Source organism: Brevibacterium limosum (genome assembly GCF_011617705.1).
Taxonomy (GTDB): domain Bacteria; phylum Actinomycetota; class Actinomycetes; order Actinomycetales; family Brevibacteriaceae; genus Brevibacterium; species Brevibacterium limosum.
Window position 1 is genome coordinate 3053540 of sequence record NZ_CP050154.1, and the last position, 15245, is coordinate 3068784.

Consider the following 15245-nt stretch of genomic DNA (forward strand, 5'->3'; position numbering starts at 1 on the left):
CCGGATCGTTCCCGATAACTCGCCGTATTCGCATCCGAGCGAAGACTAAACTCGAGGCGTGAGTGTTGAACCGTGATCGTTGAGTTCAGAAAGGCTGCAGACATGCCCACCGATCATTCGACCATCCTCGAGCTGGCCAGGGCCCATGGTCTCGACATCATTGCCGATTCCATCGTCGTCAATGAGCTCGGCCTCGACTTCCAGGTCGCCTTGGCAGAGGCGGTCGACGGCCGATCCTGGGTCCTTCGGATACCTCGGCGCTCCGATGTCGCCACCCGCGCCGCCGTCGAGGGCCGCTTCCTGACTGCCATCGCACCTCGCCTAAGCATCGCGGTCCCGGATTGGCAGATCCACTCAGAGAATCTCATCGCCTACCCGCTGCTGCCGGGACATCCCGGGTTGACCATCGACGACGATGGACAGCCGCGGTGGCATTTCGATGTCGAGTCCCCCGAATACGCGGAGTCGCTCGGTTCCGTCCTCGCCGAACTTCACACCGTCGATCCCGCCGCCGTTCGGGGCTCGGGGATCCCGGAGCTCTCCCCCACCGAGGTTCGACAACGCAAGCGTGAGGACATCGATCATGTCACCGCCGAGTTCGATGTGGCGCCCACCTTGCTCGAGCGTTGGGCTGCGTGGCTCGACGACGACAGCTATTGGCCGACTTCCACGACAGTGACTCATGGCGAGGTGTATCCGGCCCACCAGCTGATGGACGGGCCGGTCAATGTGGGCATTCTCGACTGGACGACCGCGTCGATCGGCGATCCGGCCAAGGATTTCATGTTCCACTGCGCCACCGTCTCTGCTTCGGCATTCGAGGCGACGACGGCGCGATATGTGGCAGACGGCGGTCGGGTCTGGCCCCGATTCGCCGAGCACTGCGCCGAGCTCTACTCGACTTCTCCTGTCGAGTTGGGGCTCTTCGCACTGCAGACGGGAGAGCCAGAGCATCTGGCTGCGGCCAGAGCCCAACTGAATCCGAACGTCTGAACCGACTTCATCATCTGCCCGATGAGCAGAAGACTTTCCTCGACCACAGTTCAGGGCCCCTTGCTTCGTGGCTCACGTCATCGAATCATTTGCACGCATCATTGACCGTTATGATTTTCAACTACTTCCTGCCTGGCAATTGTCTGTGATGTTCCATCACTGCTGTTCTGCCGCAGCACTGGATGCCGGGTATTTGAAAAGCCGAAACCGCATATAAAAGACCTGAGGGGCCAGCGTTTCAATTCGCTGACCCCTCAGGTCTGTTCGGAAGTTACCGGCTTTCGAATGAGCCTCTCACTTCTCCGCTGCTTCGTATGCTTCGACGATCTCCAGCGGGATCCGTCCACGATCACCGAGCTGGTATCCGTTGCTCTGAGCCCACTCGCGGATCTTCGCCGTATCCCGCTTGGGTCCCGACGATCCCGCACGGCGGCCACGGCCACCGGTATTGGCTACACGACGTGCTTTGGCGATGAATGGGGCGAACGTCTCGCGGAGCTTTTCAGCATTCTCTGTTGAGAGCTCGAGTTCGTACGTAGCCTGGTCGAGGCTGAAACGAACGGTTTCCGCCGCTTCGCTTCCGTCGAAATCATCCGTGAGAACGAGGCGCATTTCCCTTGCCATGTTCACTCTTTTCGTAATCAGAGGATTTGGTCGATGTCATCTTAACATCCGTTTCCGGATTATCGTCGACTCCGCTAACTTCAATCTCTGAATAGTATTTATCCACCTGTTCGCGTTCATTGCGATCTGCGCGGACGATATTGCGGAACACATACCAGAACAGCAATCCCACACAGATCGACGGAAGCAGCGCTTTGAGGATATCCAACATCATAATCAGCCCTCCTGAGCCGAGTCCTCCTGCGAAGAAGCCAATGGCTTGGTGAATGGGAACAGAATGGTTTCGCGGATTCCCAAACCGGTCAATGCCATGAGCAGACGGTCGAGTCCCATTCCCATTCCGCCGGTCGGCGGCATTCCGTGTTCCATCGACATGAGGAAGTCCTCGTCGAGTCCCATCGCTTCGTCGTCTCCGCGCGCGGCATCCGCGGCCTGGGCCTCGAAGCGCTGACGCTGGATGATCGGGTCGACGAGCTCCGAATAGCCGGTGGCCAGTTCGAAGCCGCGCACGTACAGGTCCCACTTCTCCACGACGCCCTTCTTCGTCCGGTGCTCGCGCACCAGCGGTGAGGTGTCGACCGGGAAGTCGGTGACGAAGGTCGGAGCCCACAGCTTGTCCTGGTAGAAGTGCTCCCACAACTCTTCGACGTATTTGCCGTGCGAGCGGAAGACACCGCCCAGGTCGACGTCGTTGTCGGCGGCGATCTTGTCGAGCACGTCCATTCCGGTCTCAGGGGTCACCTCGACGCCGGATTCCTCGGACAGGGAATCATACATGCTCACGACCGGCCAGTCGCCGCCGAAGTCGTATTCGGTGCCGTCGTCGAGAGTGACGACGAGCGACCCGGTGGCATCCTGTGCGGCGTTCTGGATGAGCGTCTTCGTCAGATCGGCGATCGAATGGTAGTCGCCGAAGGACTGATAGGCCTCGAGCATCGCGAATTCCGGAGAGTGAGTGGAGTCTGCGCCCTCATTGCGGAAGTTGCGGTTGATCTCGAAGACGTTCTCGATTCCGCCGACGACAGCCCGCTTGAGGAACAGCTCCGGGGCGATTCGCAGGTACATGTCGATGTCGTAGGCGTTCATATGCGTCTTGAACGGACGCGCGGACGCTCCGCCGTGCATGGTCTGCAGCATCGGCGTCTCGATCTCGATGAAGTCCTGGTCTGCGAAGGTCCTCCGCAGCGACGACATCACCTTTGCGCGGGTGAGCATCGTCTCCCGGGCCTGTTCGCGGGTGATGAGATCGAGGTAGCGCTGGCGCACACGGGTGTCTTCGGCCAGTTCGGTGTGCAGTCCCGGCAGCGGACGGATGGCCTTCGACGCCATGGTCCAGGAGTCCGCGAGCACGGAGAGCTCACCGCGCTTGGATTTGATGACACGCCCGTGCAGGAACAGGAAATCGCCGAGGTCGACGTCGGACTTGAAGTCGTCGAGGCGTTCCTGGCCGACCTCGCGCAGCGAGAGCATCCCCTGCAGGCGGGAGCCGTCACCGGCCTGCAGTGTGACGAAGCAGAGTTTGCCGGTGGTGCGGACGAAGACGACTCGACCGATGACGCCGACGATGTCCTCGGTCTCCTCCCCCGTTTCGAGACCGTCGTGGGCGGCGTGCACCTCGGCGAGGCTGTGGGTGCGGGGCACCGTGACCGGGTAGGCGTCGGTTCCGTTGTCGAGGAGACGCTGGCGCTTGTCCTTTCGGATCCGGATCTGTTCCGGATCGAGGTGTTCGGGTGAAAGGTCTGCGTTCTCAGGTGTCTTCGAGTCGGTGTTCGCCATGCTTCAAGGCTACCGTGGACGGCCCGTGCGGGGGAATTCGGCGGTCAGTCCAGAGCGGTCAGGATCTGCTGTGCCTGGGCCTCTGTGATCCGTCCCATCGCCAGGGCTTTCGCAGTCGTCGATCGGGCGAGTGCGATGTAGCTGTTGCGCACCGCCGGGTTCGACCGGCTGAGGCTGAATTCGCTCAGTGCCGCCAGGTGCGCTTCGATGGTGCCGACATCACCGCGGCTGACCGGACCGGTCAGTGCTCTGGGTCCGTTCTGCATCGTGTTGGCGACGCTGGCGTCGACGAGGGCGTGGAGGACGGCTGATGGATCGGAGACCCCCGCCTCGGTGAGCAGCTCCATGGCTTCGGTGAGGATCGTGATCGAATGGTTCGATGCGTGGGTGATGGCCGCGTGGTAGAGAGGACGGTCGGCCTCGGCGATGTCGATCGGTTCAGCACCGAGTTCGACGACGAGGGCTTCCCCCACCGGCCGGATCGATGCGGGCGCGGTGACCGCGATCGTCGCCTGCCGCAGGCGGCTGAGATCGACCTCGGTTCCGGTGAAGGTCAGCGACGGGTGCAGGGCGATGGGCAGAGCGCCGAGGCTGGTCCCGGCTTCGAGGACGTCGGTTCCGTACCGGCCGGAGCAGTGGACGAGGATCTGCCCGGCGTGGATGCGTCCGAGCTCGGACAAGCCTGTGACCAGCGGCGCGATCTCGTCATCGGGAACGGCGAGGAGCACGAGTTCGGCGCGCTCGGTGATCTCGTCCGGGTCGAGGACGGGCACTCCGGGCAGCATGTCCTCGGCGCGTTCGAGGCTCGCCGCCGAGGTGGCGCTGACCCCGATGACGGCGTGACCCGCCTGCCTCCAGGCGGCACCGATGCTGGCTCCGACTCGACCGCAGCCGATGATTCCGATGCCCAGCCTCGGTGCGTCGCCTTGGCTCATCCTTCGTCCTCCTCGGGAGTCTGTGTCCGGTGGGTGTGTGCACTCTTCGCCGCCGCGTCGAAGTGCTGGCGGGCGATCCGGGTGCGTTCGGCGTGTTCGGTGAAGAAGCGTTTGGCTCCGTCCACGCTCTGGTGCTTCACGAGCGGGGTGATGGGCCCTGCGGTCGAATGCACGGCCACGGTGCCCAGGTCGAGCGCCCGCATCAGCGGTCCCTGATAGTAGCGCAGGGACTGGACGCGGACATGGGGCACGAAGTCGACGCGGTGGTCGAGGACGCCCAGGCGCAGCACCAGCATCGAATCGGTCAGGGCATAGGCGCGTCGTTTCCAGACGAGCGGATCGACCAGGCGTGACGAGCGCGGCTGCGGGTGGAACAGCTCCTCGGCCGCGGCGGCGTTCGGGTGGGCGGACTTCCGGTCGTACATCGCCGAACGGACCAAGGTGTCCGCGCCGATGTCGTCGGGCAGCTGCGGGTCCGGCAGTGAGAGGCCGACCATGAGCAGGGCCTGGTCGATGTCGCCGACGGGCAGCAGCAGGTTCGATTCGGTCGTCCCACCGTCGCTGGCGATATTGTAGTGGGCCTGCCACCAGCCGGCCCACCGCCACAGCAGCGGCTGGTGCAGGGCCACCGCCTGGATCCGGTCGAGCGGGATGACCTTGCGTGAGGTGGAGAAGAGTCCGTGGTTGACGGCCAGCCCGTTCTCGCCGAGGCGGACGACGAAGTTCGCATTGTCGAGGTTCTTCCGAAATACGGAGAACGCCGCGAAGACTCCCGGCAGAACACCGACGAGCATCGGGATGAACGCCTCCTTGATGCCGAGGGCCAAGAACACGATCGCCGCGATGACGACGACGATGACGACGGCCACGGACACCAGGGTCTCGGTCTTGAGCAGGGAGGCGACGACGACCCGGTGGACGGGCACCCGGATGATCTCGCCTTCTTCGCCGACCCGAGGCTTGAGATGGTAGGGGGCGAGCAGATCGCCGAGGCTGGATTCGGCTTCGCCCGAGACATCATCGGCCAGGCTGCCGAGCCGTTTGCTCAGTCGCACACCGAGGCTGTCCCCGCCTCGTTCGGGCACCGACCGATCGACTCCGGTCTCCGCACCAGGTGCCGAGGTCTGCCCGCCGGTGTCGGGGACGGACACGGCTGGCCCGGGCGGGCCCGCAGCGAAGTTCCCTGACGCACCGAACCCTGCCGCTCCGGTCGCTGCCCCATCAGGACCGGCCGAACCGTTTTCGGTCGAACCGGAACCAGGGAGCCCGGGGGCCGCCTCGGTGCGGTTGTGTTCCTGTCTGCGGGAGCGGACGGCGGCGAGCAGTTCGTCGCGCAGCTCCTCGGCTCGCTTCTTCGACAGGTACTTCAGCGAGATGTTCGAGTCGGTGCCGCCGGCGACGTCGAAGACGAGTTCGGCCATTCCGAGCACGCGCGGCAGCAGCTTCTGCTGCAGGTCGATGGACTGCACTCGGTCCAGACGGGCCTTACGCAGCTTCTTCGACAGCAGTCCGCGCCGATAGTAGATCGCCTCGGCATCGACCCGGTAGCCCATGACCCGCCACGCCAACCAGCTGAAGAGCGCGGTGAGTAAGAGGATGAGGATGATTCCGCCGACGACGGCGAGGATCACCAGCGGATGGCTGCGCAGCCAATCGGCGAATGTGAGGTTGACGGAGCGGCCGGAAGCCAGGTCTTCGACGGCGCTCTGGAAGAAGTTCTGCAGTCCATAGGCCGCAGCGATGAAGATGCCGACGAGGACGCCGAGGCTCTCGAGAATCGGCGTGAGCGGGTGGACACGGTGCCAGACTTCGGGGGCGGCCGCCTCGGTGGCGGGGTCCGGGTTTCCGAGCGAGGATTCGTCGCTCATGGTCACAGTCCGGCGAGATTGGCTTGGCCGAGTCCGGCGAGACTGTCGCGCAGGCGGTCGGCTTCGGCGCGGGGCAGACCGGGAATCGTCGCGTCGGTGGCCGCGGAGGCAGTGTGGAGTTTGACGGTGGCGAGGCCGAACATGCGGTCGACGGGGCCGGCGTCGACGTCGACGAACTGCAGGCGACCGTAGGGCACGACGGTGGCGCGGTGGAACATGATGCCGCGGCGGACGAGCAGGTCGTCCTCACGTTCGGCGTAGCCGATGGCGCGGGCCTGGCGGAGGATGATGAGCGTCGAGATGATGCCGTATGCGAGGACGGCGACCCATGCCAGGTGAAGCCACGGCACCTCGGAGGTGAAGATGATGGCCAGGACGAGTGCGGCGATGAACAGCGGGATGAGGAGGATCAGGCCGGCGAGGACCTCCTTCGTCCCGTATTTCGGGCTGACCCGGTTGAAGGGCACATCGAGTCCGATGGTGAAGGAATGGTCGCGGTTCATGCGGTTTCAGCTCCCGGCGGGTCTTGGGGTGGGATCTCGCAGAATCCCTCGACGATCATACCGACGATCATGAGCACGGCGGCAGAGATCATTGCGACAAGCATGCCTGCGGCCAAATCGTTGCGGATTCCCGGTGCGGACAGGAAATAGTAGCCCGCGTTTCCGAGATACCAGCCGGAGAGTCCGGCCCCGGTCAGGGCGCTGGCTTTGGCCATGATCGCCACTCGCGCCGCTTGGATCGGGTCGATCTCCTTCGTCCGGTCCCCGTCGTTCCATTTCTTGATGGGCCAGCCGAGCAGGAACAGGACGGCGGCGAGGACGAGCATGCCGATGACGGCGAACCACGGCAGGCCGGGCAGCGAGAATCCTTGGCTTTCGAGCACCACATCGACCACGATCGCGAGAACCGTGCCGATCACGGCCCAGACGGCGAGGGTGGACGAGGAGGTTCTCTGCATGGTTCCCAGTCTCTCAGATCGCGGGCGGTTATCCAGAGGTGATCCGGGAGATGTCCTGGTCGTCGAGTTCCGCCAGAACCGCGCTGAGCGGCCGGCGCCCCTGCGGGGTGTCGATGCGGGTGTCGCCGACGAGTTCGGCCCAGGGGGCGAGCACGAAGGCGCGCTCGTGGGCGTGGGGGTGCGGCAGCGTCAGCCGCGGGGTTCTGCTGCCGAGCTCTGCGTCTTCGGTTCCGAAGCGGATGAGGTCGATGTCGAGGGTGCGCGGTCCCCACCGCAGCTGCCTCGTCCGCCCGCAGGCGACTTCGATTCCCTGTGCCACCGACAGCAGCTCGAGCGCCGACAGCGTGGTGGACACGAGCACTCCGAGGTTGAGGAAGTCGTTCTGTTCGACCCCGCCCCAGGGTGCGGTGCGGAAGAGGGAGGACCGGCGTGTGACGGTGATGTCCGGGTGCCGGTCGAGGGCGGCCACCGCTTGGTCGAGGGTGTCCGCGGCGTCGCCGAGGTTCGCCCCGAGGTTGAGGTACGCCTCGGTCCCACTATCGTCTGTGCCGCCCGCACCGGGCACGGCGGTGCCGGTCTCCCCCTCCGAGGCGGCCACGGGGGTGGTGCGGAACCGTTCGACGCGGATGCGCACATCGTCGAAGGTCCGTTGGATCGGCGCGGAGGGTTTGTGGACGACGACTTCGACGTTGTCGCACAGGCTCAGGCAGTGGTCGGCGATGTGTTCGGCGAGGGTTTCGATGAGGTCGAAGGTGTTGTTCTCGACGATGCCGGCGACGTCTTCGGCGAGATCTCCGTAATGGATCGTCTCGGTGAGGTCGTCGGTGGCTGCTGCCCGTGCGACCGACGTGTGCAGGGTGACGTCGATGACGAAGTCCTGCCCCTCGCGCTTCTCGAAGTCGAAGACCCCGTGGTTGCCGCGCACCGTCAGCCCGCGCAGTTCGATGCGGTCGGGGGCCGACTCGGTGCCGGTCATTGCGCGACTCCGTCGGTTCCGAAGTTCGCTGCAGGGCCCGCTGCCGCGGAGTGTTCCCTGACCGCGGCGATGACCTTGCAGGCGATCGCCGAGGTGGCCGGATCGTGGACACGGACCGCCCAGGCTCCGGCCTGCGCGGAGATCGCGGAGATCGTGGCCGTGGCCTGATCCTTCGCCGCCTGCTCTGCCTGCTTCGGGTCGTCGGGGCTGAGCAGGGAGGCGATGAAGCGCTTTCTGCTGGCGGCGACGAGGAGACGATGGTCGAGTGCCGCGAATTCGTCGAGGGCGGAGAGCAGCTGCCAGTTGTGTTCGGCGTTCTTCGAGAATCCGAGACCGGGGTCGACGATGATGTTCGCAGGTGTGATGCCGACGGCGATGGCTTCGTCGATGCGGGTGCGCAGTTCGGCGATCACCTCGGCGACGACATCGTCGTAGTGGAAGGTCGCCGACGCCTGATCGAGGTAGCCGCGCCAGTGCATGAGCACGACGGGGGCGCCGGACTCGGCGGCGACGCTGAGCATGGCGGGATCCGACTGTCCGGCGGAGACGTCGTTGATGATGTGAGCGCCGGCCGCCAGGGATTCTGCGGCGACACCGGCGCGCATCGTATCGACGCTGATGACGGCTCCGGCGGCGGCGAGTTCACGGACGACGGGAACGACGCGACGCAGCTCTTCGGCTTCGTCGACGCGGGCCGAACCCGGACGCGTCGATTCGCCGCCGACGTCGATGATGTCGGCACCGGTGGCCATGAGTTCGAGTCCGTGGGCGACGGCGCGGTCGTGGTCGAACCACAGTCCGCCGTCGGAGAAGGAGTCGGGGGTGACGTTGAGGACGCCCATGATCTGCGTCGTCTTCGCGGCTGTTTCGTCCATCGCTGTGTGATCCTGGCTCGAGTCTCAGCGACCGAGGATGAGGCTCATCGCTTCGGCGCGGGAGGCGCTGTCGCGCAGCTGCCCGCGCACGGCCGAGGTGATCGTCGAGGCTCCGGGTTTGCGGACTCCGCGCATGGTCATGCACAGGTGTTCGGCTTCGACGACGACGATGACGCCCTGCGGGTCGAGGTGGTCGACGAGTGCATCGGCGATCTGTGCGGTCAGGCGTTCCTGCACCTGGGGGCGACGAGCATAGACCTCGACGAGGCGGGCCAGTTTGGACAGTCCCGTGACCTTGCCGTTCCTGCTCGGGATGTAGCCGATATGGGCGACGCCGTGGAAGGGCACGAGGTGGTGTTCGCAGGTGGAGTACAGGTCGATGTCGCGGACGAGGACGAGTTCCTCGTGGCTGATGTCGAAGGTGACTCCGAGGACTTCGGCCGGGTCGCGGTGGAGCCCGGCGAAGATCTCCTCATAGGCCCGAGCCACTCGGCCCGGAGTCTCGAGCAGACCTTCCCGATCGGGGTCTTCTCCCACGGCGATGAGGATCTCACGCACTGCAGCGGCGATGCGCTCCTGGTCGACCTTGTTCTCGTGCCCTGCGGGGGCGGGGCCGAGACCGGCGGAGACCTCTTCGATATCGGCCATCAGTCGTTGTTCCCTCTGTCTTCGTTCGTGCCGTTCGTCGCCGGTCCCCCGGTTCCGGGTCCGCCGGTGGGGCCGGTCGGTCCGCCCGTCGGGCCGGTGGGACCATTCGGGTTCTCGGGTCCCGGCGGGTTGTGCGGAACTTGGGGTCCGCTGACCCCGGTGGGTCCGGCTCCGGGGATGTCGGTGGTATCCACCTCGGTGCCGGTCGTTCCATCATCGGCATCGCGTTCGCTCTGCGGTGCGGGCGGGTCGATGGGTCCGCGTTCGGATACGGGACGGTCATCGTGGGCCAGCCACACATCGCGGGTGGGGCGTTTGGCGACTGGTGCGAAGATCTCTTCGAGGGCCGCCTGGTCGAGCGTCTCGCGTTCGAGCAGCTGGTAGGCGAGGTCGTCGAGGATGTCGCGGTTGTGAGTCAGCGCCCAGTAGGCGTCGGCGTGCGCGGAGTCGATGAGACCACGGACCTCGGCATCGATCGACGACAGGGTCGAGTCCCCGTATTCGTCACCGCCGCCGTAGCCGCGTCCGGCGAAGGGTTCGGACTGGTCGTCGCCGATCTTGACCATGCCCAGCTTCTCGCTCATGCCGTACTGGGTGACCATTTTGCGCGCGATGTTCGTCGCCTTCTCGATGTCGTTGCTGGCACCGGTGGTCGGGTCGTGGAAGACGATCTCCTCGGCCACTCGGCCGCCCATCGCATAGGCGAGCTGGTCGAGCAGCTCATTGCGGGTCGTCGAGTACTTGTCTTCGCTCGGCAGCACCATGGTGTAGCCCAGCGCTCGTCCGCGCGGGAGGATCGTGACCTTCGTGACCGGGTCGGTCTGGTTCATGGCCGCGGCGACGAGGGCGTGTCCGCCTTCGTGGTAGGCGGTGACGAGGCGTTCCTTGTCGTTCATCAGTCGGGTCCGCTTCTGCGGGCCGGCGATGACTCGGTCGATGGCTTCGTCGAGGATCCGGTTGTCGATGACCTTCGCGTCCTCACGTGCGGTGAGCAGGGCCGCCTCGTTGAGGACATTGGCCAGGTCGGCACCGGAGAATCCGGGGGTCCGCTTCGCGACCTGACCGAGGTCGACCTCATCGGCCAGCGGCTTGTCGGCGGCATGGACCTCGAGGATGTGCTTGCGGCCCTTCATGTCCGGGGCTTCGACGGGGATCTGGCGGTCGAAGCGGCCGGGGCGCAGCAGCGCCGGGTCGAGGACGTCGGGGCGGTTGGTCGCAGCGATGAGGATGACGTTGGTCTTGACGTCGAATCCGTCCATCTCGACGAGCAGCTGGTTGAGCGTCTGTTCTCGCTCGTCGTGGCCGCCGCCCATTCCGGCGCCGCGCTGGCGGCCGACGGCGTCGATCTCGTCGATGAAGATGATGCAGGGGGCGTTGGACTTCGCCTGTTCGAACAGGTCGCGCACACGCGAGGCACCGACGCCGACGTACATCTCGACGAAGTCGGAACCGGAGATCGAATAGAACGGGACTCCGGCCTCACCGGCGACGGCCTTGGCCAGCAGGGTCTTGCCCGTACCGGGCTGACCGTAGAGGAGCACGCCCTTGGGGATCTTCGCTCCCACGGCCTTGAACTTCTCCGGTTCGGCGAGGAATTCCTTGATCTCCTCGAGCTCTTCGAGGGCTTCGTCGACTCCCGCGACGTCGGTGAAGGTGACGTCCGGGTTCTCCTTGTTGACGAGCTTCGCCTTCGACTTGCCGAAGTTCATCATCTTCCCGCCCGACATCTGCGAGATGAGGAACCAGAAGACGACGAAGATGATGACGAACGGAATGAGCGTGCCCAGCAGCGACATCAGCCAGCTCTGCTTGGGCACCTCGTCGGTGAACCCCTTGTCCGGGCCGGCGGAGTCGACGGCCTTGACGACCTGTTCGCCGCGCTGTTCGACGTAGAAGAACTGGACCTTCTTGCCGAAGTCCTTGTCGTCGACCTTGAAGTCGTCCTTGAGAGTGAGGTCGACGCGTTGGTCCTTGTCGACGATCTTGGCCTGTTCGACCTTGTCGTCCTTGAGCAGCTGCAGACCCTGTTCGGTGTCGATCTGGCTGAATCCGGACTGGCTGAAGAGCAGAGCACCGACCGATACGACGAGCAGTGCCAGGACGATCCAGACCAATGGGCCCTTCGTCGCCTTGTTCAGCAGGGGGCGACGTTTGTTCGACTCGGCCATAAGTCCTCTCAGGAAAAAGATGTGGGCAACCGCTTCAGGCTACCGAGGCTGCCTGGGAACATCCCCCACAGCCTAGTACTTCGCACCCCTATAGCCCGAATGCGCGCCAGATCTGTTCCGTCACATGCCCCGGACTCGGCCCGGGTTCGCCGCGGGCGTAAAAAGCGGTGCGGGCGGGCTCAGCTGTAGACGTGCTGGGCCAGGGTCGCGACGAAGGGCACGTTGCGGTATTTCTCCGCATAGTCCAGGCCGTAGCCGATGACGAACTCGTTGGGCACATCGAAGCCGACGTACCTGACGTCGATGTCGACCTTGACGGCTTCGGGCTTGCGCAGCATGGTGCAGATCTCGACAGTGTCAGCCCCGCGGGTGCGCAGGTTCTGGACCAGCCAGGACAGGGTGAGTCCGGAGTCGATGATGTCTTCGACGATGAGGACGTGACGGTCGGTGAGGTCGGTGTCGAGGTCCTTGAGGATGCGCACGACGCCGGAGGATTTGGTGCCCGAGCCGTAGGAGGACACGGCCATCCAGTCCATCGTCACCGGTGAGTGCAGGGCGCGGGCGAGGTCGGCCATGACCATGACAGCCCCCTTGAGGACACCGACGAGGAGAATGTCCTTGTCTTTGTAGTCGTCATCGATGGCGGCGGCCAGTTCAACGAGTCGTGCGGCTATCTGTTCTTCCGAAACGAGTACTTTTTCGATGTCATTGCCGAGATCGTTGATGTCCACGAGTGTCGATTCTCCTCAGAAGTGGGTCCTGGAGATTCCATTATGGGTCACGTCGCCTCACCCGTGCCAGTGGGCCCGGGTGCCGACGCCAGTTCGTCGTCGACATTCCCCGGACCGGCAGACAGCCACCCGGTGATCGCCATGAGCGCAGAGACGACGACCATGAACCACAGCGGCACCTGCCAGCCGCCGCTCCACCCGAGGAGGCCGCCCACGGCCAGGGGGCCCAGCGCGGCGAGCACATAGCCCGAAGACTGGACGAATGCCGACGTCGAGGCCGTGACGGAGACCTCGCGGGTGCGGGAGGTGATCAGCGCCAGCGCGGCGGGGAAGGCGAATCCGCCGTAGCCGAGCAGAACCGCCCACAGCCAGGGGGTGGCGGCGGGGCTGAGCAGCAGTCCCGTGTAGCCGGCGACGGCGCTGATGCCGAAGGAGACGAGGAAGGCGCGTGGGGCGATGCCCCGGACGATGATCTGCGGGGCGAGGAATCCGCCGGGCAGGCCTCCGAAGGTCACGATCGTGAGCATGATTCCGGCGAGGAACGGGTCGAGTCCGGCGTCGCGGTAGATCTGCGGCACCCACCCGAACTGGACATAGGCGTTGGCCGACTGGAGCCCGAAGAACATCGCCATGTACCGGGCCTTGGGTGAGGTGAAGACCGCTCGCCGAGGCGGCGCTTCCACCCGTTGCCCACCGGCCTCCACCGCCGGCTCGGAGAGCACGGGAACGGACTTCAGGGTCCGCAGCACCATCCAGGTGATGAGGGCGGAGAAGGGCAGCACGGCCCAGAAGCCGAGGCCGAGACGCCACCCGCCGAACTGCTCGGCCAGAGGTGCCGTGAACAGCGAGGGCAGCATCGATCCGAGGCCCAGCGAGACGGTGAACGTCGTGGCTCCGAGCGTGGGCCGATGCGGGAAGCGGGACTTGACGTAGACGGGCAGGATGACGTTGCCGATCGACATTCCGGCCAGGGCGAGGACGGTGAGCAGAGCGAAGGCCACCCATTCGGTGGCGATCGCGCGCAGTCCGACGCCTGCGACGATGAAGGCGGCGCTCATGGCCAGAGCGGAGAACAGGCCGAGTCGTTTGAGCAGGGGCACGGCGATGATGCCGCAGACGGCGAACACGAGTCCCGGCAGGGCGGTGAGCAGACCGGTCTGCCATTCGACCAGAGAGAACCCGTCTGTGACTTCGGAGAGCACGGGCCCCAGCGAGGAGGCGGCTGGGCGCAGCGAGGCGGCGATGAGGACGAGACAGGCCAGGGCCAGAACGTCGAGGCCGCGGGAGCGTCGGAATCCCTGCTCGGGCGAAGTCGTCATGGACTCATCCTTTCAGACAGCTGTCTCTGCCGGGCCGGAGGGACAGCGACAGGCACTCATCGCATCCGATGGTATACCGTTCTGACGACATAGGCTGAGCTCATGACGATCGTGAAGAATGTGCGCCTCTTCCCGCGCGCCCCCGATGCTCCAGCCGTCGACGTCGAGATCACGAAGGGACGGTTCTCCGGCTTCTCTCCCGCTCACGACTCCCCCGCCGCGGCTTCCGTCCGCGGCGCCGCGGGCTCCGGCGCCGAGGTCATCGATGGGGCAGGGCGGATCCTGCTGCCCGGCCTGGGCGATGTCCATGCCCACCTGGATTCGAACCGAATGGGCCAGACGTTTCGCCCGCACACCGCCGACGGCACTCTGCACGGGTACATCATCAATGATCGCCGGAACTGGCGGCAGGGTGAGCGCAGCATCGCCGATCAGGCCGCGTATGCGATTGCGAGGATCATCGCCTCCGGCGGCACCCGCATCCGCTCCCACGCCCAGGTCGACGCCGACTGCGGGCTCGAGCGCTTCCACGGTGTCAAGGTCGCGCTCGAGGCCCATGCCGATGTTCTCGACGTCCAGATCGTGGCTTTTCCGCAGGCGGGGATCGTGAGGGAGAAGGGTGTGCGCGACCTGCTCGATGCGGCGCTGAGCGAGGGTGCCGACCTCGTCGGTGGGCTCGATCCGCTGCTCTACGACCGGGACCCTGTGTCTCATCTGGACACGGTGTTCGCCCTCGCGGACAAACACGGCAAAGGCATCGACGTCCACCTCCACGAGGCGGGCACCGCGGGACTGTTCTCCCTCGAGGAGATCGCTTCCCGCACCCGGACCGCGGGCATGGCCGGGCAGGTCACGGTGTCCCATGCTTTCGCACTCGACACGAACCCCGAACCCGAGGTCGCCCGGATCCTCGATGTCCTCGCCGAGGCGGGAGTGTCCCTGACGACGGTTGCCCCGGCCAAGGGTGCGCTGCCGCAGGGACTCATCCGTGAGCGCCGAATGGCTCTGGGGCTCGGTGAGGACGGGCAGCGGGACTATTGGAGCCCGTACGGCGACGGTGATCTGCTGCGTCGGACCTGGCAGCTGGCGTTCACGAACGGGTTCCGTCTCGATGCCGATATCGAAGGCTGTCTCGACATCGCCTCTCGCGGAGGTGCCCAGGTGATGGCAGGTGCCCGACCCGACGGCTCTGCGCTTGCCGACGATGCCCGGTTCGGTCTGGGAGTGGGCGCTCCCGCCGACTTCGTGCTCATCGACGCCGATACGGTCACCTCGGCGATCATGGACTGCCCGCGGGACCGGGAGGTGTTCAAGGCGGGCAGGCTCATCGCCTCCGGCGGTGAGCTGATCGGCGGGCCTCGGCTGAGCTGA

The 15245-nt window shown here is 65.4% G+C and carries 15 protein-coding genes; 2 read left to right on the forward strand and 13 right to left on the reverse strand.

Going from position 1 to position 15245, the window contains the following annotated elements:
- Positions 1 to 102: 102 nt before the first annotated feature.
- The gene (locus GUY37_RS13855; RefSeq protein WP_166826661.1) at positions 103 to 993 is read left to right on the forward strand and encodes a macrolide 2'-phosphotransferase; all 891 of its coding nucleotides are present in this window, start codon (positions 103 to 105) and stop codon (positions 991 to 993) included.
- A gap of 294 nt (positions 994 to 1287) precedes the next feature.
- On the opposite strand, the gene GUY37_RS13860 is transcribed toward GUY37_RS13855, so the two are convergent.
- From GUY37_RS13860 to GUY37_RS13920, 13 genes are all read right to left on the reverse strand, one after another.
- Positions 1288 to 1617 carry a histone-like nucleoid-structuring protein Lsr2 gene (locus GUY37_RS13860; RefSeq protein WP_025778016.1) on the reverse strand — a complete coding sequence of 110 codons (330 nt, stop codon included), beginning with the start codon at positions 1615 to 1617 and terminating at the stop codon, positions 1288 to 1290.
- Positions 1583 to 1831: a hypothetical protein gene (locus tag GUY37_RS13865; protein WP_152348535.1), complete on the reverse strand. Its 249-nt coding sequence runs from the start codon at positions 1829 to 1831 to the stop codon at positions 1583 to 1585. The genes GUY37_RS13860 and GUY37_RS13865 overlap by 35 nt, the downstream gene beginning before the upstream one ends.
- Positions 1832 to 1833: 2 nt before the next feature.
- Positions 1834 to 3393 (reverse strand): lysine--tRNA ligase, encoded by a 1560-nt coding sequence (gene lysS / locus GUY37_RS13870; protein WP_166826664.1) that lies wholly within the window; start codon positions 3391 to 3393, stop codon positions 1834 to 1836.
- A 44-nt stretch (positions 3394 to 3437) separates the two neighbouring features.
- Positions 3438 to 4328 (reverse strand): Rossmann-like and DUF2520 domain-containing protein, encoded by an 891-nt coding sequence (locus tag GUY37_RS13875; protein ID WP_166826667.1) that lies wholly within the window; start codon positions 4326 to 4328, stop codon positions 3438 to 3440.
- Positions 4325 to 6196 carry a PH domain-containing protein gene (locus tag GUY37_RS13880; protein ID WP_166826683.1) on the reverse strand — a complete coding sequence of 624 codons (1872 nt, stop codon included), beginning with the start codon at positions 6194 to 6196 and terminating at the stop codon, positions 4325 to 4327. The genes GUY37_RS13875 and GUY37_RS13880 overlap by 4 nt, the downstream gene beginning before the upstream one ends.
- A 2-nt stretch (positions 6197 to 6198) precedes the next feature.
- Positions 6199 to 6699: a PH domain-containing protein gene (locus GUY37_RS13885; protein ID WP_166826704.1), complete on the reverse strand. Its 501-nt coding sequence runs from the start codon at positions 6697 to 6699 to the stop codon at positions 6199 to 6201.
- Complete coding sequence (locus GUY37_RS13890) at positions 6696 to 7157, reverse strand: DUF3180 domain-containing protein (protein ID WP_166826707.1); 462 nt, start codon at positions 7155 to 7157, stop codon at positions 6696 to 6698. The genes GUY37_RS13885 and GUY37_RS13890 overlap by 4 nt, the downstream gene beginning before the upstream one ends.
- 28 nt (positions 7158 to 7185) lie before the next feature.
- Positions 7186 to 8133, reverse strand: a complete 948-nt coding sequence (folK, locus tag GUY37_RS13895) for a 2-amino-4-hydroxy-6-hydroxymethyldihydropteridine diphosphokinase (protein ID WP_166826710.1) — start codon at positions 8131 to 8133, stop codon at positions 7186 to 7188.
- On the reverse strand, positions 8130 to 9008 hold the full coding sequence (gene folP, locus GUY37_RS13900; RefSeq protein ID WP_208094682.1) for a dihydropteroate synthase: 879 nt from the start codon (positions 9006 to 9008) through the stop codon (positions 8130 to 8132). The genes folK and folP overlap by 4 nt, the downstream gene beginning before the upstream one ends.
- Before the next feature lie 24 nt (positions 9009 to 9032).
- Positions 9033 to 9656: a GTP cyclohydrolase I FolE gene (folE, locus tag GUY37_RS13905; RefSeq protein WP_166826713.1), complete on the reverse strand. Its 624-nt coding sequence runs from the start codon at positions 9654 to 9656 to the stop codon at positions 9033 to 9035.
- Positions 9656 to 11824, reverse strand: a complete 2169-nt coding sequence (ftsH, locus tag GUY37_RS13910; protein ID WP_166826716.1) for an ATP-dependent zinc metalloprotease FtsH — start codon at positions 11822 to 11824, stop codon at positions 9656 to 9658. The genes folE and ftsH overlap by 1 nt, the downstream gene beginning before the upstream one ends.
- A 179-nt stretch (positions 11825 to 12003) precedes the next feature.
- Positions 12004 to 12555, reverse strand: coding sequence for a hypoxanthine phosphoribosyltransferase (gene hpt, locus GUY37_RS13915; RefSeq protein ID WP_152348544.1), 552 nt, complete (start codon positions 12553 to 12555; stop codon positions 12004 to 12006).
- Positions 12556 to 12602: 47 nt separating this feature from the next.
- Complete coding sequence (locus tag GUY37_RS13920; RefSeq protein WP_166826718.1) at positions 12603 to 13874, reverse strand: MFS transporter; 1272 nt, start codon at positions 13872 to 13874, stop codon at positions 12603 to 12605.
- Positions 13875 to 13976: 102 nt separating this feature from the next.
- Here GUY37_RS13920 and GUY37_RS13925 point away from each other — a divergent pair, with 102 nt between their 5' ends.
- Entirely contained in the window at positions 13977 to 15245 is a 1269-nt protein-coding gene (locus GUY37_RS13925; protein WP_166826721.1) for an amidohydrolase family protein, read from the forward strand.